Source organism: Candidatus Dormiibacterota bacterium (assembly GCA_036495095.1).
Classification (GTDB): domain Bacteria; phylum Chloroflexota; class Dormibacteria; order Aeolococcales; family Aeolococcaceae; genus CF-96.
Genome location: DASXNK010000026.1, coordinates 21,517 through 43,212, shown reverse-complemented (window position 1 = coordinate 43,212; position 21,696 = coordinate 21,517). Strand labels below are relative to the sequence as shown.

The following is a 21,696-nucleotide window of genomic DNA, read 5'->3' as shown; positions in this document are numbered from 1 at the left end:
CGACCTCGACCCGCCCGGCTTCGGTCCGGTGGGCGAGCCGGAGCCCGACACCGGCGCCGTCGCCGAGGCGATCCGGGACCGACGCCGCGCCGCCCCCGCGGGCGCCCCGACGCCACCGCGCCCCGCCGGCCGGGTCGCCGGGCTCGAGGCAGCGGCCCGGCGTGCCGAGCGCGAGCTGACCGAACGCCGCCGAGACGCCGAGCGGTCGGCGGCCGCCGCGGCGCGGCAGCGCGCCCGTGCCGAGCGCCTCGCCGCCGAGGCCCGGACCGCCGAGGAGGAGGCGGTGGCCGCGGAGCGGGCCGCGGCCGCCGACCAGGCCGCGGTGCAGGCAGCCGAGGAGGCGGTCGACAGCGCGCGAGAGGCGGTGCGACGGGCGGCGCCCGCATAGCCGGCGCAGCGGGGGCGTGATCGGAACTTCGTCACACGCTCGCCAGGGAGGCGCGTCGGGAGCGCTCCCATACTGACCCTCTCGCGAGCGGTTCCCGGCCGCTCTCCCTGGCTGTGGGGTGATGGTGCGCAACCTGCCTGGTCGTTCCCGTCCGTGGACCCGGCGACGCCGCGAGGCGGGCGGGCAGAGCCTGGTGGAGTTCGCCGTCTCCATGCCGGTGCTGATCCTGCTGCTCGCGCTCGCCTACGTGGGCTGGCAGGCACTGCACACCGTCATCGCCCTCAACGGCGCCGCCCGGGCGGGTGCGGTCACCGCGGCCAACGACGTGCGCAAGGGGATCCTGCTCGCCCAGGAGAAGACCGACGTCACCAACGCCGTGAACGCCGAGCAGGGCTCGATCGCGTTCGCCAACGTCACCTACGGAACCAGCTGCGCCTCGGCCTGCGTGGCGCTGCGCCACGCCCTCCCGGGGTCGCGGACCAGCGTTGCGATGGAGGTGGTCACGGTGCAGTCGAAGATCATCTCCGGGGTGCCTCTGCTCTCCGGATTCACCGTCACCGCCCAGGCGGGGGTGGCCCCATGAGGTGCGCACGGCGGCGGCGCGGCGAGCACGGCCAGGTGATGATCATCTTCTCGCTCGCGCTCATCGTGCTGCTCGGGATGATGGCGGTGGCCATCGACGGCGGCTACGCCCTGGTGCAGGCGCGGCGGGCGCAGAACGCGGCCGACTTCGCCAGCATCGCCGGCACCGCCGCGCTCAAGTCGCTCTGCGAGCAGGGAGCGTCGCCGCCCACCGACCAGCATGTCCATGCGGTGATCCAGGACATCATCGACCAGAACGCGAACACCATCGGCGCCAGCTGGACCGCCGACTACGTCGACCAGGCGGGCAACGACCGCGGCGCGGCGATCAGCACCTCTGCGGGCAGCTTCCCACCGCCCTACGCCTGCGGGGTCTCGGTGCAGCTCAACAGCACCTGGATGCCCTACATCGCCCAGGTCCTCGGGTTCAACACGCTGAGCACCAGGGCCAGCGCCAAGGCCCTCAACGGCGTGCAGCCCGGCAAGAACGTCGGCATCGTCGCCCTCGACAAGGTGGGGCCGCACAGCATCCTCGGCAACGGCCAGGGCACCTTCAGCGTCCACGGCGACATCTTCGCGAACAGCGCCGTGCCCAACAATCCGTGGACCTCGACCCAGGCGGGCGGATACAGCTACACCGACGTCATCGACGCCAAGGACAACAGCAACCTGTCGGTCTACGGCAACCTGATCAGCGTCACCGGGATGCCCTTCGACTGGTGCTTCGGCACCAGCAGCGTGCCCGCCAACGTGGCCAGGCCCAACACCTGGAACGAGGCCACCCAGGGCCCCTGGAACAGGCCCGCGTGCTCGGTGGGCAACGTCCGGCTCTCCTACGAGCACTACGTGGTCAACCAGGCCCAGGTCAACGACCCGGTGGGCAGCGCGATCACCGATCCGATCACCAATACCGGTGTCGCCCTCTGCCCCGGGCAGGCTGCGGCGCCGGTGTACACGACCATCGCACAGGCAACCGCGAACGGTGCGCTCCAGCCCGGGGTCTACAACTTCCCGGTGAAGCTCACCGGGTCGGCCAGCCTCGCCGACTGCAGCGGCGTCCTCGACCCCAGCTCGGGCGGATACCCGGGCGTGTTCCGCTTCACCAGGGGGCTGGACGTCGCCCCCACGGCGGGCAACGCCGTGCAGGGATACAACATCCTCATCGCCACCGGCAGCCCGTACCCGATGGCGGGCAACGTCCCCGGCTCGGTGACCGGCGGCGTGTTCAGCGCCACCGGAACCGGGAACGGCGCCCCCTGCTTCCCCTCCGGCTCGGCCGACGTCAACGGCACCAGCCCGGTGTGCGCGGGCACGGGCAACCAGCTCTACGGGGTCGTGTCCAAGAACCAGAGGAGCTTCAATCCCGACGGCTACTGGGGCACGGGCACCAACTTCTCGATGCTCGTCGGCGGCGCCGGCACGGTCACCCTCACCGCCCCCTCCTACGGCATGTACAACGGGATGGCGTTCTTCCAGGCGCGCGGCACCCCGGGCAACTTCGGCTTCAACGCCGAGGCCGGCGACAGCGCGGCGATCACCGTCAACGGCACCGTGTACAACAACTCGCTGTCCAACTACGGCAGCGGCCTGCCCCAGGAGTACTGGGACGTGGGCACGATCTACTATCCGGGCGGCATCGTCCAGACCGGCATGGGAACCGGCACCAGCCAGACCGCCTCGAGCGGCTCGGTCACCATCAACGGCACCTGCATCGTCGACGACTTCGTCACCGACGGCAACTCGACGATCACCGTCAACGGTGCCCCCTACACGCTCCCCGGGCTCAGCTCGCTGAGCGGGACCATCATCGGCTGATGCGCACCCGGACCGAGCGGCGATCGCGGCGGAGGGCGGCGGCCGGGCAGTCGCTGGTGGAGTTCGCCATCGTCTGCCCGATCGCCCTCGTCGTGGTGTTCGGGATCCTCAGCGGCAGCTGGCTCTTCTTCCAGAACGAGGCGGTGAGCGACGGCGCCCGCGGCGGTGCCCGGGTGGCGTCGATCGCCACCTCGCTCTACGTGGCCGACCCGCTGGTCGCCGGGAAGTACTGCGAGTCGGGCGCGCCCGGCACCGTCGCCGCCGCGGTGGGCCGGGCCGCCCCGCAGCTCTCGGTCGACCCGGCCCTGCTCTGCACCACGAGCAGCACGACCCACCTCCAGGACCTGGCGGGGACGCCGGCGGGCAAGGCGAGCGTCACCATCGACGCCACCCCGTCACTGGCGGCGCCGACCGCGGTGACGGTGACGGTGACGTACGGCGCCAGGGGGCTGGCTCCGCCGCTGACCCGCACCTTCACGTTCACCGCCTCGAGCGTTCAGCCCGTCCTCCAGCCCTGACGCACCAGCCGCTCCACCGCCGGCGGCGGCGGCGGAGCAGCGTCAGAGCACCGCCATGAGGACGCCGGTGCCGATCAGCGACGCCGCCCACGGCAGGTCGAGGTTGACCCAGAACCGGCGGAGCACCGCGACCCCCACGGTCCGGTACACGAGGACGGCGAGGCCGGTGGCGACGGCGAGCATCGCCAGGGTGTGGGTGGCGACAGCGAGCGCCGCGGTCGAGGCCGTGGTCGGGCCCCAGCCCAGCGCCAGCACGTGCGGGTTGGGGACGCGGGCGTAGGCGGCGTATCCCGGGAGGTGGAGCAGCACCGGGATGAGCATCAGCCCGGCGCCGTGGGCGGTGGCCATCAGGAACGACCACGCCACCAGGTCGCGCGGCCCCACCCGCATCCCCACCCAGCGGGGGTGGCGGCGCCAGCGCACCCCCCGCCAGATGCCGAACCCCACCAGCAGCGCGGCGCCGCCGAGCCGCAGGGCGGTGGGGTCGACGACGATGCCGGCGGCGGCGACCGCGAGCACCACGAGTGCGATCGCCAGGGCGTGGCCGGCGGCGATGAAGGGCAGGGCGCGCAGCAGCGCGCGCTGCGACCCCTCCTGCATCCCCAGGCCGACGGCGAAGAGCCAGCCCATCGCCGGGTTCAGTCCGTGGAACGCCCCGGCCGCCGCGAGGGCGAGCCAGGGCCAGACGCCGCTCACGGGTAGCAGTACGAGTCCGACGACGCGTCACCGCCGGCGAGGCGCACCTGGTGGGCGCGGTCGGTGCCGGTGTCGATGTGGAAGCCGGGGTCGAGGCTCAGCCCGCCGTTCTCGGTGTCGGCGTCGAGCTTGACCATCCATCCCTCGATGCCCTCGGGATAGAACTGCTGGTCCCAGGCGAGGTACAGCGAGTTGGTCACATAGACCCGCCGGCCGTCGCGGCTGACCTCGACCATCTGCGGGCCGCCGCTGAGGGCGGCGCCGTTGCCGTGGGCGGCGCGGCGGACGATGCCGCCGAGGTGGACGCTGCCGGTCTTCCGCGGGTGGAAGGGGTCGGAGACGTCGTACTGGAGGAACTCGCCGGTGCCCCACGCGGAGACGTAGAGGAAGCGGTCGTCGAGGGACAGGTTGATGTCGGTGACCAGCGGCGGCACCGCGCCGAAGCCCTGGAGCAGGGGCGGCAGCACCGAGGCCTCGGCGGGCTCGGCGGGGATCTCGATCACCTTGGTGAGCTCCCAGCTCCGGCCGGCGAGGTGCCAGAGCCAGATCGAGGCGGAGAGGTTGGCGACGCTGGTGACCACGCCGACGAAGCCGTACGCCTTGGTGGGGTCGTGGGCGGGGCGCAGCTCGAGCACCATCTGGTCGTCCTCGCCGACCGAGAGGGTCTGGACGTGCCTGCGGCGGCGCAGGTCCCAGACGTGGATGCTCCGGCCGTACTTCTTCCCCAGCAGCAGCTCGGGCACCACGCCGTTCTCGACCATCGCGGGGGTTCCCCACTCGCTGGTGATCATGGTGTCGTAGCCGAGGTGCCAGGCGAAGTCGTAGGCGAGGAACTGGGGGCCGCGGTCGACCTCCCAGCGGCCGAGCACGTCGAAGCTGTCGTGGTCGAGGCGGAAGATGCCGCCGGGGCCGTCGCCGTCCGAGGTGCCGCCGAGGGCGTTGACGTAGATGCCGTCGGGGCCGCAGTGCACGGTGTGGGGCCGTGAGTAGCCCGCCCGCCGCGCCAGCGTCTCCGGCTCGATCACCTTCACCACCCTCGGGTGGAGCGGGTCGTCCTTGGTGTCGAGGATGGTGATCCGCGAGGAGCGCAGCCCGGGCACGATCAGGTAGCGGCGCTCGACGTGGGCATGGGGGGCGTAGGGGCAGAGGGCGGAGCTGCACGCGTTCCAGCCGAAGTGGTGGAGCTCGTCGCCGCTGTGGGGCAGCTCGACCCGGCTGACCAGGGTGCCGTAGGACGGGGAGCCGGGATCGAGGTCGACGACGCCGAGCGCGTCCGGCCGGGGGTCGTCGAGGGCGGTGGGCAGGGTGACGTAGCCGTGGGTCTCGGGCGGTGCCTCACCGGCCGCTCGCGCGGACGGATAGAAGGACTGGTCGGGCCTGACGAATCCCATGTCGCCTCCTCGATGACGTCGCGAAACCGGCACTCAGGCGCAATCCTGACTTTGCCGATCAGGTATGTCAACTAGCCGGGCGCGGTGCCGTCACCACCCTGGTCAGCCGCCGACCGCGGCGGCCGCCACCTCGCGCGCCCAGGCGTACTGCGCCTTGCCCACCGGCGTGCGCCGCACCTCGTCGACGACCACGACCCGCCGCGGGACCTTGTAGCCGGCCAGGCGCGACCGCACCGCCGCCTGGATCTCCGCCTCGGTCACCTCCGCCCCCGGCTGCAGCGCCACCACGGCGACGACAGCGCTCCCCCACTCCTCGTCGGGGAGGCCGACCACGTTGGCGTCGAGGACCTCGGGGTGGGCGAGGATCGCGCCCTCGACCTCCTCGACGTACACCTTCTCGCCGCCGGTGTTGATGCAGAGCGAGCCGCGACCGAGGAGCACCGCGTCGCCGGCGGCGTCGACGTACGCGTGGTCGCCGGGCACGCAGTAGGTGACCCCGTCGGCGGCGACGCGGAAGAGGCTCGCCGACCGCTCCGGGTCCTTGTGGTAGCCGAGCGGTCGCGGCGCCGAGAAGCCGAGCAGGCCGACCTCGCCGCTCGCCGGGTCGATCAGCGACCCGTCCTCGCGGAGCAGCCGGGCGGCGCTCCCGAGCACCCAGCGGCAGTGCTCCACCCGAGCGCCGGGGGCCATCAGGTGGATCATCGTCGGCCCGCCCTCGGTGGAGCCGACCTGGTCGACCAGCGCCGCCGCGGTGCGGTCGAGCAGCGCCTGCTTCACCGCCGGCGTCCAGGCGGCGCCGCTGCTGAGGATCCGCCGCAGGCTGGAGGTGTCGTGGCCACGCCCGCCCGCCGCCGCATCGTCGAGCGCGGCGACCATCCGCCGGGCGAAGACGTCGCCGACGATCGCGGTGGTGGTGACCCGGTGACGCTCGACCGCGCGCCACATCTCGTGGGCGTCGAAGCCGTGGCCCTCGAGCAGCACCACCGTGCCCCCGACCAGCCAGAGCACCTGGGCCAGGTAGAAGGCGGTGCCGTGCATCAGCGGCGAGGCGGCGAGGAACACCGGCGCCGCCCCTGCGGCCCGCAGCTCGACCGCTCGCGCCGCCACCGCGGCGGCGTCCTCGGGCACCGGCATGCCCGCCTGGGTGTAGGCCACCAGGCAGAGGGTCTCGACGATGTCGCGGTGGCGCCAGAGCACTCCCCGGGGCCGCCCGGTGGTGCCGCCGGTGTAGAGGATGAAGACGTCGTCGCCGGAGCGCTCGATCCGCGGCATCGGCGGGTGGCCGGCGATCACCTCCTCGTAGCCGAGGGCGCCGTCGAGGCGGGGGCTGCCGTCGTCGACCTGGAGGACGGCGCGCAGCCCGGGGCACCGAGCCCGGGCCGTGTCCGCGAGCCCGGCGAGCCCGCCCTCGACGACCAGCACCTCGGCGTCGGAGTCGTCGATCACCTCGGCGAGCTCCGCCTCGCGGTAGCGCACGTTGAGGTTCACCGGCGCGCCCCGGATCTTGTAGGCGGCGAACACCGTCTCCAGGTACTCGGGCCGGTTGTGGAGGAGCACGGCCACCCGGGAGCCCCGGCCGGTGCCCAGCGCGCTCAGCCCCGCGGCGAGGCGCGAGGCGCGCTCGTCGAGCTCGGACCAGCGCAGCGCCCGCTCACCCTGGACGAGCGCGGGATGGTCGGGCAGCGCGCTGGCCACGCTCTCCCACAGAGTGGCCCAGCTCTCGTTCACCATCACGGAGGATAGGCCACCAGGGGAGCTCACCATGGACCTGGGACTCGGAGGTACGGTCGCGCTCGTCACCGCCGCGAGCCGGGGGATCGGCAGGGCGATCGCGGAGGAGTTCGCCCGCGAGGGTGCCGCCGTCGCCATCTGCGCCCGCGGTGCCGCGGGCCTGGAGACCGCGGTGACGGAGCTGCGTGCCCACGGGGTGGACGCGCTCGGCGTCGAGGCCGACGTCGCCACCGCCGCCGGTGTGGAGCGGGTCGTGGCCGCCGCCGTCGAGCACTTCGGGCGCATCGACTGCCTGGTGAACAACGCCGGCGACGCCTGGTTCGGCCGCGGGCTCGACACCGCCGACGACGACTGGCGGTCCTGCCTCGACATCAACCTGCACAGCGCGGTGCGGTTCACCCGCGGGGTGGTGCCGCACATGCGCCGCCGGGGACGCGGCCGGATCGTCAACGTCTCCGCGGTCGGGGCCCACTCCCCCATCCCCGGGCTGGTCGACTACGAGGCGGCGAAGGCGGCGATGCTCTGCTTCTCGAAGTCGATGGCCAATGAGCTCGCCGGATACGGCATCCTGGTGAACGCAGTCTGCCCGGCGCTGATCCGCACCCCGCTCTGGGACCGGCTCGCCGACTCCCGCATCCCCGACGCGGGTGCCACCCGCGAGGAGGTCTTCACCACCTTCGCGCGGCTCCTGCCGGTGGGGCGCTTCGGCACCGTGGAGGACGTCGCCGGGCTGGTGATCTTCCTCGCCTCCGAGCGGGCGGGGTTCATCACCGGCGTGGCCTACAACGTCGACGGGGGCTACACCCGGTCGATCTGCTGACCGCGGCAGCGCGGCGTCAGGCGGCGACCAGGTCGACGATGCGGTCGTAGGCGCCGGTCGGCGAGTAGGTCTCGCAGGTCTGGAGCTGGGCGACGACGTCCCTCTGGGTCGCCGCCGGCGCGCCGTTGGCCGAGGCCCAGCCGTCACGGATGCTCACGATCCGCATCCGGTGGGCGGCGCCGCCGCGGTCGTACCAGGTGATCACGTCGCCGGTGCTCATGCTCATCAGCGGGGTGAAGACGCCGGGGTTGTGGCCCACGAAGTAGGTGGGTCCGCCGACGCAGGTGTCGATGGCGGCGACGGCGTGGGTCAGCGGGGTGCGGCCGCTGCAGTCGGAGTAGGTGCCGACCGCGGTGCGCAGGCTGCCGTCGTCGCTGACCAGCATGTTGAGCAGCTGCGGCGCCGGCGGCGGCGTGCTGACCGGCACCTCGGAGGCGGCCGACAGCGGGACCGGCGCGGGACGCGAGGCGGCCAGCGCCTCGACGGCCACGCTCGGTGCCGTCGCGGCCGCCGGGGCGGCGGCGGTGACGGCCGCGGCGGCGGGCTCGGGGGTGGCTGTCGGAGCCGGCGCGACCGGCTCCCCCGCCATCGCGGCGCGGGCATCAGGGGACACCAGCGCGGCGGCGGGGAGCGAGGCGACCAGGTGGCGGGCGGTGGCGCCGGGCCCGGCACCGGCGAGGGAGGCGGTCACCACGGCGACGGTGGCGGCGGCGGTGGCGAGGCCGGCGCCGAGACCCCTGCGGGGAGTGTGCGTGCCTTCCTCGGAGCGCGCGGACATCGACGGCGGCACGGCAGCATCTCCTGGTGCTGTCGGCCCCGCAATGACCTCATTCGGTGGCCCGGCTGTCTCGGTGAGACCCGTGGCTTTGCGTCACCTCCTCGCGGAGGCTTTGCCCTTGTCCTGAAGCCGACCTGAGCAGCCTACAAGCTGCGCGAACGCGTCGAAAGCCGCGTGAAGAGGGCGTCATCCGCCGTTCACCGATGTGACGGCGGCGCCTCGCCGGTGCACGGGACGAACGCGGCGGCCCGGACAGCGATGAGGCAGCGCCGCGCCCCCGACCGACATGCCGCCGGCACGGCCCGTTGTGCGCCGCGGACGATCCGGCGGGACCCGGCGGCTGGCTACGGTGGCACCCACCGCGGCGCCGGTGGCGCCTCCGGGCCGGGCTTCGAGGAGCGGATGAGGTGGAGATCGGCGGCGACCGGCGCGCTCCGGCGACGGTTGCGGCGCGCCCGCATGCGCGTCACTGCCTCTGCCGCGGCTGCCCCCGGTCGCGCGGCTCGGTGGCCGGCGACTGGCTGGCCGATCGCTGGAGCGGGCTGCGGGCCCGGCTGCGCCGGCGCTCCGCGCTCCGTGACCCCGGCGGCGGCGTGCCCCTCCCCGCCTGGGTGATCGACGCCCTCGCCGAGCCCGACCCCCGCGACGGCGCCGAGCCGGTGGCCCGGCCCTCTGACTAGGGAGCGCCCCCGGAGTCGACCCAGCGGCCGAGCACGTCGACCCACGCATCCGTCACTCCGGGTCGGAGCCTCCACCGGGGCTCCGCGGCGGCGGCGTGGGCCGCTCCAGCTCGAGGCTGCGCAGCAGCTTGCCGAGCAGCCCGGCCAGCTGCTCCTGCTCGTCGGTGGTGAGCCCCCGCAGCAGCGCGCGCTCGTTGGCCATGTGGGCCGGCCCCACCGACTCGACCAGGGTGCGACCCCGGCGGGTGAGCGCGACCAGCAGGCCGCGGCCGTCGTCGGGGTCGGGAACGCGCCGGATCAGCTCGGCCCGCTCCAGCTGCGCGAGGCGGTGGGTCATCGCACCCGAGGTGCGCATCAGCTGCCGGTACAGCTCGGTCGGCGACAGCCGGTGGGGCGCACCCTGGCGGCGCAGCGCGGCGAGCACGTCCCAGGTGCCGCGGGTGAGCCCGTGGCGGGCGAACGTCGCCTCCAGCGCGTGGTCCATGTAGGCATGGGCACGGCCGACCCGGGCCACCACCGCCATCGGTGAGGTGTCGAGCCCGGGCGCCTCGCGCGCCCACTGGGCGCGGACCCGGGCGACGTGGTCCTCGCCGGGCACGCAGCAGGTCGCCGCCGGGCCTGGGAACATATCTTGGTGTTGAGACAGAGTGGCTTGACGCTCAGACATCGTCGCCGTAGCGTAGCCCAGGCGGGCCGGTTCCGGCCACCGAGGAGGAGCGAGGGCGTGGAGACGGCGTACGGGCTGAGCATCCCGCAGTCCCTGGAGGAGATCTGCGATCCGGCGCGGACGGCGCTGCTCGTCTACGACATGCAGGTCGGCGTGGTGAGCCAGATCGCCGGCGCCGCGGCGGTGACCACCGCGGTGCTGCGGGTGCTCGAGGCCGCCCGGGGGGCGGGCGTCCGGGTGCTCTTCTCGCGCCACCTGTCGCTGCCGAAGGAGATCATGGGCGTCTCCCAGTTGCGGATGGCCATGGCCTGGCAGCGGGTGTCGACGGTCGACGAGGTGCGGCCCTGGTTCCTCCGCGGATCGCCGGGGCTGGAGATCACGCCCGAGGTGGCGCCGCTGGACCGGGAGGCGGTGTTCGACAAGATCACGATGTCCGCGTTCGAGGGCACGTGGCTGGACATCGCGCTGCGCGACTGCGGGATCACCACCGTGGTCGTCGTCGGCGTCGCCATGGAGATCGGCATCGAGCCGACCGTGCGGCACGCCGCCGACCTCGGCTACATCCCTGTGGTGGTCACGGACGCCTGCGGCGCGGGCCACCGGGAGGCCGCGGAGCGCTCGGTCGCCGGTCTCCGCTTCTCCGGGGACGCGGTGCTCACCGACTCCGCCACCCTCCGCGACCTGCTGTCCCCCACCGGCTGAGCTCAGGAGTCTCGCATGCACCCTCACCACCTCCGGGAGGTGAGCCTCACCCGCCGGCGAAGAAGCGCTTAAGACCGCGCGAAGCCGTCCCCGAGGCCGTAGGAAGGCGGCCCTCCCGGCGTCATTGGGAAGGGCGATCCGCCCCGCACCAGGAGGACGGCGAATGACACAGGGCACCGGCGGAGGCGGGCGCTTCCGCACCGAGCTCCCCACCATGCAGGTCGCGGCCACCCACGTCCACGACGTGAACGCCGCCATCCAGGGGCAGCTGAGCACCCTCCTGGCGCGGCTCGAGCCGCTGGCCGGCACCTGGCAGGGAGCCGCGGCGGGGAGCTTCCAGGTCCTCAAGCAGCGCTGGCACGACGACGCGTCGGCGCTGAACACCGTCCTCCGCGAGATCGGTGACGGTCTGCTCCAGACCCACCGCAACTACGCGGGAGCCGACGAGAACAACCAGCAGGGCTTCGCCGGGGTCACCGGCCGGCTCGGCTGACGCCCTCTGAGGGAGAGACGACATGCCCGACCAGGGACACGTCCTGGTGACCTTCGGCTCGCTCGCCGAGGCGGCGGCCGACGTCGACGCCATCGCCAACCAGATCGACCAGCAGCTCGCCGACCTCCGCGCCTACCTCGCCCCGCTGGTGGCCAGCTGGGAGGGCGTCGCCTCCGCCGACTACCAGGCGAAGCAGCAGCGCTGGGACGGCGCCCTCGGCGATCTCAACCTGGTGCTGCGGGAGATGGCCCGCGCGGTGCGCACCGCGAACGACAACTACCAGCTCGCCGAGTCGAGCAACGCCGCGATGTGGGGCTGAGATGCTGAGCGACGACGACATCATCGAGGCCGGGCGGTTGCGCCGTCGCCGGCTCCTCGGAGCCCTCTGCGAGGGCTCGCAGGCGGCGCGGGCGATGGCCCCGCCGGCGCTCTCCCGCCTCGTCGCCGGGGTGGGGGTGGCCACCGTGCTCGCCCTGGGGACGGCGGTGGGAGGCGTGGTCCAGACCGCGCTCAGCCATGGCCACTGATCCGGGCTTCCACGTCGACCCCGCGGCGCTGCGCAGCCTGGCCGGCGGATTCGAAGCCCAGGCCGAGGCCGTCCGTTCGTCCACCGCCCGGTTCGGCGGTCCGGCCCGGCTGGTCGACAGGGCATTCGGCGTCGTCGGCCCCTCGAACGAGGTGTACAACCAGTACCAGCAGGCGGTCACCAGCGCGCTCAGCGGCCTCGCCCAGCTGGAGACGCTGCTGCAGGACGCCGCCACCAACCTCCGCCAGGGGGCAGCCAACTACGAGCGCGCCGACCATTCCGGCGTCGGCAGGGGCTGACCGTTGAGCCCGCCACCGAGCCCACCCCCGCCCCCGCCGCCAGCCCCGAAGATCCACCGGGAGTTCAACCTCTGGAACCCCGGAGGTCACCCCGAGATCCTCCAGCACGCGGCAGCCGCGTGGAGAGCGGTGGCGAGTGACCTGCGCGCCGCCGAGCGCGACCTCGGGCAGCGGGTGCACGGGGTGCGCGCCGCCTGGGCAGGCGGGGCGAGCGACGCATTCCAGGGATGGGCCGCTCGCCTCGGCACCTCGCTGGGAGACAGCGCGGCCCAGTGCGAGGCGGTCGCCCGACAGCTCGACGAGCTCGCCGCCCAGATCAAGAGCACCAACGATCAGCTGCACGAGCTCTACCTGGCGCTGGGAGTGACCGCCGCCGTCGGCATCGGCTTCAGCATCGTCACCCTGGGCTTCTCGGACGTCGCCGCCGCCGGAGCGGCGGCCGCGGAGGTGGAACAGGCGAGCGCACTGGTGGCGTTCCTCGAGACCGTGCTCGGCGGCACCTTCGGAAAGTGGGTGATCAACTTCGGCATCAGCCTCGTCGCCACCGGCGTCGAGAAGATGGTCCACAACCCCAACCATCTCGACTTCTGGGACGGCTGGGGCCCGGCCGACCTCGCCCACGCCCTGCTCGGCGCCGACATGCTCATCCTCGCCGGTCCCGTCGCGGGCAGGATCCCGGGGTTCTCGGCGTTCCAGGAGGCGCACCCGGTCATGGCGGCCGGGGCGATCAGCGGCACCGCCGGCGCCTCGGCCGCGTTCGGCAGCGACCTCAGCGCTCTCGCCTTCGAGGGGAAGCCCCTGGGACCGGACACCCTGCTCGATGTCGGTCTGAGCGGAGCCATCTCTGGAGGAGCATCGGCGCTCGGCGAATGGGGCGCCGGCCGCTTCGGTGCGACCCGGTCCACGGTCACCGAGTTCCCGCCGGCAACGGGCCTTCGGCCGTCGATCGAGGTGCCCGCACCCGGCCGCACCCTCGAGCTCGTCGGCGGAGCCGACCCCGTCACCGCGGGACCGAGCATCCGCCTCACTCCGGGCGGCCCGGGGTATGACCTCTCCCCCACCTCCAGCGGCCTGCTGGTCGCCACGGCCCGAACCCCCGGGGAGGTCACTCTGAAACCCGGCGGACCGGCCTATGACGTACAGCCAGGTCCGCGCGGGCTGCTGGTGGCGGGCTCCCGCACCCCCGGCCTGGCCGGGCTGCGGCCGGCGGACTGGGAGGTGTCACCCGGCGGCGTGCACGTTCCCGCCCCCACCCTGCCGCACGAGTCCGGGCTGGTGATCCCGGCGGACCCCGGCGTCACCCAGCGCCAGGTGGTGGCGGGAAACACCTGGCAGCAGTCGCCCAGGAACCTGCGCAGTGGTACCTTCAAGCTCCCGGTCAAGAGCTTCGCCGGCGCGACCAACGGATGGACCGCCTCCGCGGCGACGGCGACGCCGGGATCGACGCCGCTGCCGGTGGTCACCACCCCGGGCGCGCCACCGCCGGCGCCGGCTCCCCCGCCACCACCACCTCAGGTGATCGGAGGTGGGACCTACACGGTTCGCCCGGGCGACTCGCTGTGGCACGTCGCCCAGCGGACGTACGGTGACGGCGACCTCTGGCAGGTGCTGTACCGTGCCAACCCACAGGTGGGCGCCAACCCCTCTCTCATCCATCCTGGCCAGGTGCTCGTCGTCCCGTCGATCGCGCAGCCGGCGCCGTGATCGGACCGCCGCTGGTCGCTGCCGGAGGAGAGGCGATGCGACCCTCGGGCCTGGGACACGTCGCCCGGAGGGTTCTCGGGGCCCTTCGACTGCGTCCCCGCCCACGGCTCTCGTTGGAGCTGGTCGAGCCCCCGCAGCTCGGCGGCCGGCTGCTGGTGCGGGTGCGCACCGACGCACCCGTCGCGGTGACGCCGCGCGACGCCCGGGTCGTGCTCCGCCGGACCGTCCGGGAGGTGATCGACGGCGATCCACTGGTGGTGCGCAGCACCGCGGCGTCCACGACGCTGCACCCGATCGGGCGCCTCGGCGCGGGGACATATCACGAGGAGCTGGCCTCGCTTCCGATCCCGCCCGACGCTCCGCCGTCGGGGGTGGCGCGCCGCACCCGGGTCTCGTACCGGCTCCAGGCGCGCCTCCGCTGCGTGGACGCACCGACCCGGCGTTCCCGCCTCGCGATCACCGTGCTGTCCCCGCGGGCGGCGAACCGCGGCACCGAGGCTCAGGGGATCGTCTCGGCGGCGCGCCGGCCGTTGCTCGACCTTCGTCTGGGCCGGCGACACGCCCGTCCGGGCGAGCGGTTGGACGGACAGGTGAGGGTGACCGAGTCCGACGCACGGCCCCCGGCACCGATCAGCATCGAGCTGCGCCGCCGCGAGGAGGCGATCTCCGGCAACCCGAGAGAGTGGATCGTCGAGCGCCACCTGGTGCCGGTCGATGGGGAGGCGCGGTCCTCGACCTGGATCCCCTTCGAGCTGCCGATCCCCCGCGGGATCTCTCCCACCATGGTGCTGCGACGCACCGCCGTGCGCTGGCGGGTCTGCGCGGTCACCCGTGGCGCCGCCGGCGGGCGAGACTCGGTGGCGCTGGAGATCAACGTCTACAACGGAGAGTGATCAGATGCGGGAGCCCTCGCGTCCGCGCCCGCTGCACGCGGGACGCCGGCTGCTCCTCGCTGCCGCGGTCCTGCTGGCGCTCTCGGGCTGCGGCGGTGCCGGCTCGGCGCCGGCCCCCGGTACCGGCGCAGGCTCGTCCTCGGCGCCGCCGGGCGGGGTGGTCGCGCCCGCGCGAGACTTCGGCGACGCCTGCCGGCTGCTGTCGCCGGCCGAGGTCCAGACGGCCCTGGGTCGAGGTCCCATCACCGCCGCCTCCGAGCCCGATGCTCAGTCCGGTTCGAGATGCACCTACACGGTGGCATCGGACCAGAGCGGGGTGCCGGTGCTCACCCTGCAGGTCGCGGTGCAGGCGTCTCCCGCCGAGGCCCGGCAGGCAGTCGACCAGATCGGCGGGACAGCTCTCAGCGGGGTGGGCGACGCCGCTCGCAGCTCGACCCTCGGGGGCCTCGGGGTCCAGGTCGTCCTCGCCCGGGGAGCCGATCTCGTGTCCATCGCCACCAGCGTGAGGGACGTCTCGCCGCGGCTGCTGGTCGGGCTCGCCACCATCGTCGCCGGCCGCCTCTGAGCCCTCGGCCGCCGGCCGGCTCACCCCAGGGTCCGCTCGCGCTCGTCCTCGGGCAGGAGGGCGATCTGCAGCATCGCCGGGCGGCGGCCACGGCGCACGTACATGCCCCGGCCGGGCGGCCGGGGTGCCGCGGGGAAGGGCCCGACCAGCGCCCCCTCCTGGCGCTCGCCGGCGAGGATGATCCCGGGCGCGCCGAGCTCGCGCAGCCGCTGCAGGGGAGGCTCGAAGAGCGCCCGGGCGGCACCGCCGGCGCGGCGGGCGGTGACCAGGTGGATGCCGAGGTCACGGCCCTGGGCGAGCACGTCGACGAGGGGGAGCAGGGGGTTGCCCGACGGCGTCGACACCAGGTCGTAGTCGTCGACGACGACGACCACGTCGGGCCCGCTCCACCAAAGCCGGCGGCGGAGGGTGTCGGGCTCGAGCGAGCCGGAGGGCATCCGGCTCTCGGCCAGCTCGCGGAGCTGCAGCAGCGCCTCGCGGGCGGCGGCCGGGGTCCCCGCGTCGGCGTGGAGGTGGGTCCGCGGCACCACCTCCCGCAGCCGCATCCGGTAGTCGACGAGCAGCACCGACACCTGCTCGGGGCGGTGGCGGGCGCACAGCCCGGCCAGGTACGTGCGCAGCAGCGAGCTCTTCCCCGAGCCGCCGTCGCCGTAGACGACGAGGTGGGGCTCGTCGCCGAGGAGGTCGAGGCGGAGCGGGGCGAGCGCGGGCTCGGCGACGCCCACCGGCACCCCGGGCTCGCCATCCTCGCCGGGCCGGGGCAGGGCGTCGGTGGTGAGCAGCGCGGGGAGGACGCGAATCGGCACGGCGGCGCCGGCACCCTGCCACAGCTCCGCCGCCGCGGCCACCGCGGCCTCGGTGGCGGCCGCCAGCCCGTCGCGCTCGGGGCGGCCGTCGAGCCGAGGCAGCGCGACCTGGAAGAGGTGCCGGTCCACCGCCAGGCCCCGGCCCGGGACCCCGGCGGGAAGGGCGGCCCCGGCGCGCCGGTCCACCATCGACTCGGCGGGGTCGTTGAGGCGGAGCTCGAGACGGCCGCCGATGCTGTCGCGGAGGGTGCTGCGGATGTCCGCCCAGCGGCCGGCGCTGAGCACGAGGTGGACCCCGTAGCCGAGGCCGCGGCCGGCGATGTCGACGAGCAGCTGCTCCAGGTCCTCGTGGTCCTGGCGCAGCGCCGCCCAGCCATCGACCAGGAGCACCACGTCGGCGGCGAGCTCGGGGGGCAGCTGCCCGGAGGTGCGGGAGGCCCGCAGGGTGGCCGCGGAGTCGATCCCCCGCAGCCGGTAGACATGCTCTCGCTCCTCGAGCACGGCGGCGACGTGGGCGACGGTGCGGCGCACCCGCTCGGGGTCGGCGCGGCCGCACACCGTGCCCACGTGGGGAAGCCGGAGGAGCTGCTCGAGGCCGCCGCCACCGTAGTCGATGGCGTGGATCCAGAGGTCGCGGGGCGAATGGGTGAGCCCGAGCCCGAGCACCAGGCTGCGGAGGAGAGTGCTCTTGCCGGTCTGCGGTGCGCCCACCACGGCGAGGTGGCCCTCCCGCCCGGCGAGGTCGACGCTCAGCACCCCCCGGGTCTGCTCCAGCGGCCGGTCGACCAGCCCCAGCGGCACCGCCAGCCGGCCCGCTCCCGCCCATCGCGCCGCCGCCGCGGGCCCGTCGACCGCCACCCCGGGGAGCACCTGGTCGAGGCTGACCACGGCTTCGAGCGGTGGCAGCCAGACCTGGTGCACCCGCGGCGCGGCGTCGCGCAGCCGCTCGACCACCGCCTGCATCACGGTCTCGCCGCCGGCCGCGCCGCCGCCGGCGGTCGCGGGCGGCGCGCCGGCAGGCGATGGCTCGAGCACCGGCGCCGCGGTGAAGGGCAGCAGGCTGGCCCGCCGTGCCGGGGCGGCCTCGGCGCGGCGGCGCAGCGGGGAGGACACCAGGGCGGCGCGGAACCGCTGGAACACGGTGGTGTCGACCTTCAGGTAGGCGGACCCGGGCAGCGGGGGCAGCTCGTAGGCGTCGGGCACCCCCAGCACCATCCGGCTCTCCGCCGCGCTGAAGGTGCGCAGGCAGACCCGGTAGCTGATGTGTCCCTCGAGCCCGCGCAGCCGTCCCTCGTCGAGCTGCTGGGAGGCGAGCAGGAGGTGCACCCCCAGGCTGCGTCCCAGCCGGCCCACCGAGACGAAGAGCTCGAGGAAATCCGGGCGGGCGCCGAGCAGCTGGCCGAACTCGTCGACGACGACGAGCAGGTAGGGCATCGGCTCCAGCTCCGGCCGGCGCTCGCGCAGCGCCCGGTACTCGCGGATCCCGGCGAGGTTGCCGGCCTGGCGGAGGAGCTCCTGGCGGCGGTTCTGCTCGCCGAAGAGGGCGTCCTTCACCCGGTCGACGAGCGCGAGGTCGGCGCCGAGGTTGGTGATCATCCCGGCGACGTGGGGCAGCCCGGCGAGGTCCGCGAAGGTGGCACCGCCCTTGAAGTCGACGAGCACCAGGCCGAGCAGGTCGGGCGGATGGGTGAGCGCCAGCCCGGTGACCAGGGTGCGGAGAAGCTCGCTCTTCCCCGCCCCGGTGGCGCCGATGACCAGGCCGTGGGGACCCATCCCCCCGAACGCCGACTCCTTGAGGTCGAGGAGGACGGGCTGCCCCTCGGTGCCGAGGCCGACGGGGATGCGGAGCAGGTCCTCCGCCGGCCGCGCCGCCCAGGTGGAGGCGGGATCGAGGGTGCCGGGGTCGCCCACCCCGAGCAGGCTGGGGAGGTCGATGCCGGTGGCGGTCACCGCCGAGCGCTCCGCGGCGGAGAGCCGGAGCGGGGCGAGGCGGCGAGCGAGCGCGGTGCAGACCGCCACCGAGGCGCCGTCGACCTCGCCGGTGGCGCTCTCGGCGCCGCCGGTCGCCGCCTCGAGGCGGCCGCCGTCCCGGATGGCGATGCGGGTGCCCCCGCCCGCCGGCGGCGCCTCGCCTCGGCTGCTGACCAGCACCGTGACCCCGGGCAGCGCGGCGAGGGCGGAGAGCGGCTCCGGGTCGCCGCCGCCGTCGACCACCACCACGAGGTGGGGCGGCCGGCTGCCGGCGGTGCTGGCCCGCGCCGCCTGGCGCCGCCCCGCCAGCTCGGAGTCGAGCAGGGCGAGCAGCGTGGCGGCGTCGGCGGCGAGCAGCCGAGCCGGGCCGGCGGCGTCGACCACGTCGGGGTGCCGGGCGTGGGGCAGCCACTTCACCCACTCCCAGGAGGCGGCCGCCTCGGGGCCGGCGCAGACCGCGATCACCAGGTCGTCGGGGGCGTGGAGGGTCGCGACCTGGGCCACCAGCGCCCGGAGCAGCGCTCGAGCGGGCCCGCCGCCGCCGACCTCGACGAGGCCGCCGGCGGCGAGGTCGAGCGTGATCGGCAGGCCGTCCACGGCGCCGTGGCGGGCGACCATGCGCTGCGCCTCGGCAAGCGAGACCGGGTCGACGGCGGCGGCTCCACCCTCGTCGAGCCGCAGCCGCGTGGCCAGCGGACGCCGGCCCCGGCCGAGCCGCACCGCGAGGAAGTCGGGGTCGTCGCGGCGGCGCTCCCAGACCCGTGCCCGGCTGCAGGCCAGCGTCCACAGCCGTTCGGGCTCCGGATGGTTCCAGGCGGCGGCGCGGCGCTGCCCGGCGGCGGTCTCGACCGCGGTGCGGCGGAGGCGGTCGAGCTCCTCGAGGTAGCGGCGGCGCTGGTCGCCGAGCCCGCGCCGGTGGCTGCTGCGCTGCTGCAGGACCAGGCCGACTCCCATCGCCACCGACGACAGCGCGAAGAGGGCGCTGCCCGCGATGAAGAGCGGGCGGGGGTTGATGAGCACGAACAGGATCGCCCCGAGGCTGCCCACCGCCGGAAACGCGTACTGCAGCCAGCTCAGCGGCCCGCCCTGGCTGGGGGGCAGCGCCGGAGGCGCGGGGAGGCGGACCTCACCGGACGGCACCGGCGGTGGCGGGATGCGTGGGGGACGCCGCAGGACGGCCCCGGCTGCGGGCCCGGCGGGAAGGCTGCTGGTCACCGTGGCGGCGCGTACGATACCGGCATGTCGCCGCCGGCGCCACTGGGGAGCGCGGCGCGCTTCCTCTCCGTGACGGTCGCCGGCCCGGCGTCGGCGGTCGACCTGAGCCTGCCCGCCGACGTCCCCCTGGCGGAGCTGCTCCCGGACCTGGTGCGGATGGTCTCCGCCGACCCCGAGGCGGCGCTGGGCACCGGCTGGGGGCTGAGCCGGCTCGGCGAGGCGCCGCTGAGCCTCGCCGCCGGCCTCGCCGCCGCGGGGGTGGGCGACGGCGACATGGTGTATCTCCGCCCCCTGGCCGAGATCGAGCCCGCGAGCGTCACCGACCTGGTCGACGCCGTCGCCGGCGCCGTCGACCTGCGCGGCGGCCTCTGGACGGCGACCGCCCGGCGCACCGTCATGGCCCTCGCCGCGGCTGCGGCGCTGCTGCTCGCCACCGCCGTCGCGGTGCACGACCTGCCCCTCGGGATGCGCGTCGGCCTGGCCCTCGGCATCGCCTCGGTCGCGGCCGCGGGGGCGCGCCTGGCCGCGCCCCGGGCGGGCGCTGTCGGGGTGGCGCTCCTGGCGCTGAGCGGGGTGGTGCCGGCAGGGTTCGCCGGCGGCATCGCCGGGGCGCTGCTCGATCCCGGGGGGCCGGCGGGGAGCGCGGCCGGCGCCGCCCTCGGGGTGGCCGCGGGGGCCGCGCTCGCCGGCCTCGCCGTGCCCGCGGCGCGTGGCCCGGCGGCGGCCCTCGCCGTGGCCGCGCTGCCCGCCGGGGTGGTCGTCGCCGCGGGGCTGGCGCTGGGCGCCTCGGCGGGCCAGGTGGCCGCGGTGCTCGCGGTTCTGTCGGTCTGCGCCGCCGCCCAGCTGCCGCTGCTGGTCGCCGCCCTCCACCTCGGCGGCGCGGTCACCAGCCGCGAGCCCGGGCTCGGCGAGGAGGACGTCGCCACCCGGGTCGACGCGTCCCACCGCCTGCTCGCCTGGCTGAGCGCGGGGACGTCCGCGGCACTCGCCGGATCGCTGGCGGTGCTGGCGCTGAGCACCGAGCCCTGGGAGCTCGCGCTCGCCGGCACCGCCGCCCTCGCCGCTGCTCTCGGCAGCCGCCGCCAGCGCTTCCTCGGCCAGGGGCTGCCGCCGCTGATCGCGGCCCTCGCCGGCAGCCTCTGCCTCGAGCTGGGGCTGGCGGTGCGCATCGGCGGCGACGCCGCGTCGGGGATCGGGGTGGCGCTGCTGCTCTCCACCTTCGTGCTGCTGGTCGGCCTGGTGCTGGCCGGCGGCCGGGGCGGCTCGTCCGCCCTGATCCGCAGCCGGCTGCGCCGGGTCGAGTCGCTGGCGCTGGTGGCCCTGGTGCCCCTGGCGATGGGCGCGCTCGGCGTGTACACGGCCATCGGCGACCTCGGCCGCCGGCTCGGCTGACGGGTCACCGCCGGCGACCTCAGCGGGCGTCGACCTCGAGCGGCACCGTGGAGGTGGTGCCGTCGATCACCGGCACCACCAGCGCGCCGGTGTACCGCCCCGCAGCCGCCGGCGCCACCCTGAGGGTGACGTTGCAGATCCCCCCGGGGGCGAGGGAGGCGCGGCTGCAGGTGTCCCGCACCCCCTGGAAGCCGGGGTTGGTGAGCCGCAGCGCGCCCAGGGTCAGCGCCGCGGAGCCGTGGTTGCTGACGGTGAAGGTGATCGTCGGGTTCGACTGGCTGCCCGCCGGGACCACCATCAGCACCTGCGAGGGGAAGACGGCCACGGCGCCGGGCACCCGGGGCGACGGCGTGGCCGTCACCACCGCCGCCCGGGCGGTGGGCCGGGGGGTCGGCGCCGGGGTGCGGGGCGCGGGGGCGGGCGGCGCCGCCGTGGGCGCGGGAGCCTCGGTGGGCACCGGCGGGTCGGTGGCCGCCGGGGCCGGCGCCACCGTCGCCAGCGGGGTGACGAGGGCGGGGGCGACCACCGCGACCGCGGCGACGGCCGGGTGCCGGTCTCCGCTCCCGCCGGCCCGTCCCAGCCCCACCGCGACGGCGGTGACCACGACCCCGATCCCCGCCCCCGCGGCGAGGGTGCGAACCGGCACTCCGGGACGGCGGCGGGGCCGCGGCGGCCGCTGGGCGGCCCGGCGCACCGCGACGGGCGCGGATGCAGCGGGCGCCGGGCGGACGGCGGCGGCGGCAGGGGTGGCAGCGCGGGCGCCGGCGAGCTCGGCCACGGTCACCCCGAGGCCGGCGGCGAGATCGGCGAGCACGGGCAGCTCCTCGACGTCGACCAGACCGCGCTCCAGCCCGGCCGCCCACTCCAGGTCGGCGTGCTCCAGGCGGTCGACCCACATCGCCGAACGGCCCACACGGGCGCCGAGCTGCCCCTGGGTCAGCCCCTGGCGGCGGCGGTGCTCACGAACCCGCGCGGCGATCCCCGGGACCGGCCCCGCCGTCTGCTCCTCGCGCATCACGCGACCTCCTGGTGAGCGCCACGCCCACTGAACAACGACCGGGGGG

Annotated in this window: 22 protein-coding genes and 1 riboswitch; of the genes, 15 read left to right on the top strand and 7 right to left on the bottom strand. The window is 75.2% G+C overall.

The annotated features are described in order from the left end of the window. The 4 genes from VGL20_03165 to VGL20_03150 all read left to right on the top strand — a co-directional run. On the top strand, window positions 1-388 hold a 388-nt coding region (locus VGL20_03165), incomplete at its 5' end, for a hypothetical protein (protein ID HEY2702669.1). Between the two features lie 121 nt (window positions 389-509). Then, entirely contained in the window at window positions 510-971 is a 462-nt protein-coding gene (locus VGL20_03160; protein HEY2702668.1) for a TadE/TadG family type IV pilus assembly protein, read from the top strand. Next, window positions 968-2,785, top strand: a complete 1,818-nt coding sequence (locus VGL20_03155) for a Tad domain-containing protein (protein HEY2702667.1) — start codon at window positions 968-970, stop codon at window positions 2,783-2,785. The genes VGL20_03160 and VGL20_03155 overlap by 4 nt, the downstream gene beginning before the upstream one ends. Beyond that, window positions 2,785-3,303, top strand: a complete 519-nt coding sequence (locus VGL20_03150) for a TadE family protein (protein ID HEY2702666.1) — start codon at window positions 2,785-2,787, stop codon at window positions 3,301-3,303. The genes VGL20_03155 and VGL20_03150 overlap by 1 nt, the downstream gene beginning before the upstream one ends. A gap of 42 nt (window positions 3,304-3,345) precedes the next feature. Here VGL20_03150 and VGL20_03145 read toward each other — a convergent pair whose 3' ends face one another. The 3 genes from VGL20_03145 to VGL20_03135 form a co-directional block, all read right to left on the bottom strand. Continuing rightward, window positions 3,346-3,999: a hypothetical protein gene (locus VGL20_03145; protein HEY2702665.1), complete on the bottom strand. Its 654-nt coding sequence runs from the start codon at window positions 3,997-3,999 to the stop codon at window positions 3,346-3,348. Further along, window positions 3,996-5,390 (bottom strand): selenium-binding protein SBP56-related protein, encoded by a 1,395-nt coding sequence (locus tag VGL20_03140; GenBank protein ID HEY2702664.1) that lies wholly within the window; start codon window positions 5,388-5,390, stop codon window positions 3,996-3,998. Before VGL20_03140 ends, VGL20_03145 begins: the two co-directional genes overlap by 4 nt. A 102-nt stretch (window positions 5,391-5,492) precedes the next feature. Further along, a complete protein-coding gene (locus VGL20_03135; protein HEY2702663.1) occupies window positions 5,493-7,118 on the bottom strand; it encodes an AMP-binding protein in 1,626 nt (541 codons plus the stop codon). Window positions 7,119-7,152: 34 nt separating this feature from the next. Between VGL20_03135 and VGL20_03130 the strand changes: the two genes are divergently transcribed. After that, window positions 7,153-7,941, top strand: coding sequence for an SDR family NAD(P)-dependent oxidoreductase (locus VGL20_03130; GenBank protein ID HEY2702662.1), 789 nt, complete (start codon window positions 7,153-7,155; stop codon window positions 7,939-7,941). Window positions 7,942-7,957: 16 nt separating this feature from the next. Here VGL20_03130 and VGL20_03125 read toward each other — a convergent pair whose 3' ends face one another. Beyond that, complete coding sequence (locus VGL20_03125) at window positions 7,958-8,731, bottom strand: hypothetical protein (protein HEY2702661.1); 774 nt, start codon at window positions 8,729-8,731, stop codon at window positions 7,958-7,960. A gap of 40 nt (window positions 8,732-8,771) precedes the next feature. Further along, a riboswitch (cyclic di-GMP riboswitch) is annotated at window positions 8,772-8,846 on the bottom strand. 280 nt (window positions 8,847-9,126) lie between these two features. Here VGL20_03125 and VGL20_03120 point away from each other — a divergent pair. Further along, on the top strand, window positions 9,127-9,399 hold the full coding sequence (locus tag VGL20_03120) for a hypothetical protein (GenBank protein HEY2702660.1): 273 nt from the start codon (window positions 9,127-9,129) through the stop codon (window positions 9,397-9,399). Window positions 9,400-9,451: 52 nt separating this feature from the next. On the opposite strand, the gene VGL20_03115 is transcribed toward VGL20_03120, so the two are convergent. Continuing rightward, on the bottom strand, window positions 9,452-10,027 hold the full coding sequence (locus VGL20_03115; protein ID HEY2702659.1) for a MarR family transcriptional regulator: 576 nt from the start codon (window positions 10,025-10,027) through the stop codon (window positions 9,452-9,454). A 96-nt stretch (window positions 10,028-10,123) separates the two neighbouring features. On the opposite strand from VGL20_03115, the gene VGL20_03110 reads away from it, so the two are divergent. From VGL20_03110 to VGL20_03075, 8 genes are all read left to right on the top strand, one after another. Continuing rightward, entirely contained in the window at window positions 10,124-10,768 is a 645-nt protein-coding gene (locus tag VGL20_03110) for a cysteine hydrolase (GenBank protein HEY2702658.1), read from the top strand. A gap of 163 nt (window positions 10,769-10,931) precedes the next feature. Then, window positions 10,932-11,261, top strand: coding sequence for a WXG100 family type VII secretion target (locus VGL20_03105; GenBank protein ID HEY2702657.1), 330 nt, complete (start codon window positions 10,932-10,934; stop codon window positions 11,259-11,261). Between the two features lie 22 nt (window positions 11,262-11,283). Continuing rightward, the gene (locus tag VGL20_03100; protein ID HEY2702656.1) at window positions 11,284-11,580 is read left to right on the top strand and encodes a WXG100 family type VII secretion target; all 297 of its coding nucleotides are present in this window, start codon (window positions 11,284-11,286) and stop codon (window positions 11,578-11,580) included. 1 nt (window position 11,581) lies between these two features. Beyond that, a complete protein-coding gene (locus VGL20_03095; protein ID HEY2702655.1) occupies window positions 11,582-11,788 on the top strand; it encodes a hypothetical protein in 207 nt (68 codons plus the stop codon). Next, a complete protein-coding gene (locus VGL20_03090; GenBank protein HEY2702654.1) occupies window positions 11,778-12,086 on the top strand; it encodes a type VII secretion target in 309 nt (102 codons plus the stop codon). Before VGL20_03095 ends, VGL20_03090 begins: the two co-directional genes overlap by 11 nt. Before the next feature lie 3 nt (window positions 12,087-12,089). Continuing rightward, window positions 12,090-13,790 (top strand): LysM peptidoglycan-binding domain-containing protein, encoded by a 1,701-nt coding sequence (locus VGL20_03085; protein HEY2702653.1) that lies wholly within the window; start codon window positions 12,090-12,092, stop codon window positions 13,788-13,790. A 35-nt stretch (window positions 13,791-13,825) separates the two neighbouring features. Beyond that, window positions 13,826-14,683 carry a hypothetical protein gene (locus tag VGL20_03080; protein ID HEY2702652.1) on the top strand — a complete coding sequence of 286 codons (858 nt, stop codon included), beginning with the start codon at window positions 13,826-13,828 and terminating at the stop codon, window positions 14,681-14,683. Window positions 14,684-14,687: 4 nt separating this feature from the next. Further along, window positions 14,688-15,248, top strand: coding sequence for a hypothetical protein (locus VGL20_03075; protein ID HEY2702651.1), 561 nt, complete (start codon window positions 14,688-14,690; stop codon window positions 15,246-15,248). A gap of 20 nt (window positions 15,249-15,268) precedes the next feature. Here VGL20_03075 and eccCa read toward each other — a convergent pair whose 3' ends face one another. Beyond that, window positions 15,269-19,240 carry a type VII secretion protein EccCa gene (gene eccCa / locus VGL20_03070; protein HEY2702650.1) on the bottom strand — a complete coding sequence of 1,324 codons (3,972 nt, stop codon included), beginning with the start codon at window positions 19,238-19,240 and terminating at the stop codon, window positions 15,269-15,271. 24 nt (window positions 19,241-19,264) lie between these two features. Between eccCa and eccD the strand changes: the two genes are divergently transcribed. Beyond that, window positions 19,265-20,632, top strand: a complete 1,368-nt coding sequence (gene eccD, locus VGL20_03065; GenBank protein ID HEY2702649.1) for a type VII secretion integral membrane protein EccD — start codon at window positions 19,265-19,267, stop codon at window positions 20,630-20,632. A 19-nt stretch (window positions 20,633-20,651) separates the two neighbouring features. Here the strand turns inward: eccD and VGL20_03060 are convergent, their stop codons facing one another. Next, on the bottom strand, window positions 20,652-21,647 hold the full coding sequence (locus tag VGL20_03060; GenBank protein HEY2702648.1) for a hypothetical protein: 996 nt from the start codon (window positions 21,645-21,647) through the stop codon (window positions 20,652-20,654). Window positions 21,648-21,696 lie beyond the last annotated feature (49 nt).

Bases quoted from the DNA above. Each gene is read 5' to 3' on its own strand.
- VGL20_03160 (HEY2702668.1), top strand. From the start codon at position 510: ATGGTGCGCAACCTGCCTGGTCGTTCCCGTCCGTGGACCCGGCGACGC.
- VGL20_03155 (HEY2702667.1), top strand. From the start codon at position 968: ATGAGGTGCGCACGGCGGCGGCGCGGCGAGCACGGCCAGGTGATGATC.
- VGL20_03150 (HEY2702666.1), top strand. From the start codon at position 2,785: ATGCGCACCCGGACCGAGCGGCGATCGCGGCGGAGGGCGGCGGCCGGG.
- VGL20_03140 (HEY2702664.1), bottom strand. From the start codon at position 5,390: ATGGGATTCGTCAGGCCCGACCAGTCCTTCTATCCGTCCGCGCGAGCG.
- VGL20_03130 (HEY2702662.1), top strand. From the start codon at position 7,153: ATGGACCTGGGACTCGGAGGTACGGTCGCGCTCGTCACCGCCGCGAGC.
- VGL20_03115 (HEY2702659.1), bottom strand. From the start codon at position 10,027: ATGTTCCCAGGCCCGGCGGCGACCTGCTGCGTGCCCGGCGAGGACCAC.
- VGL20_03105 (HEY2702657.1), top strand. From the start codon at position 10,932: ATGACACAGGGCACCGGCGGAGGCGGGCGCTTCCGCACCGAGCTCCCC.
- VGL20_03100 (HEY2702656.1), top strand. From the start codon at position 11,284: ATGCCCGACCAGGGACACGTCCTGGTGACCTTCGGCTCGCTCGCCGAG.
- VGL20_03095 (HEY2702655.1), top strand. From the start codon at position 11,582: ATGCTGAGCGACGACGACATCATCGAGGCCGGGCGGTTGCGCCGTCGC.
- VGL20_03090 (HEY2702654.1), top strand. From the start codon at position 11,778: ATGGCCACTGATCCGGGCTTCCACGTCGACCCCGCGGCGCTGCGCAGC.
- VGL20_03080 (HEY2702652.1), top strand. From the start codon at position 13,826: ATGCGACCCTCGGGCCTGGGACACGTCGCCCGGAGGGTTCTCGGGGCC.
- VGL20_03075 (HEY2702651.1), top strand. From the start codon at position 14,688: ATGCGGGAGCCCTCGCGTCCGCGCCCGCTGCACGCGGGACGCCGGCTG.
- eccD (HEY2702649.1), top strand. From the start codon at position 19,265: ATGTCGCCGCCGGCGCCACTGGGGAGCGCGGCGCGCTTCCTCTCCGTG.
- VGL20_03060 (HEY2702648.1), bottom strand. From the start codon at position 21,647: ATGCGCGAGGAGCAGACGGCGGGGCCGGTCCCGGGGATCGCCGCGCGG.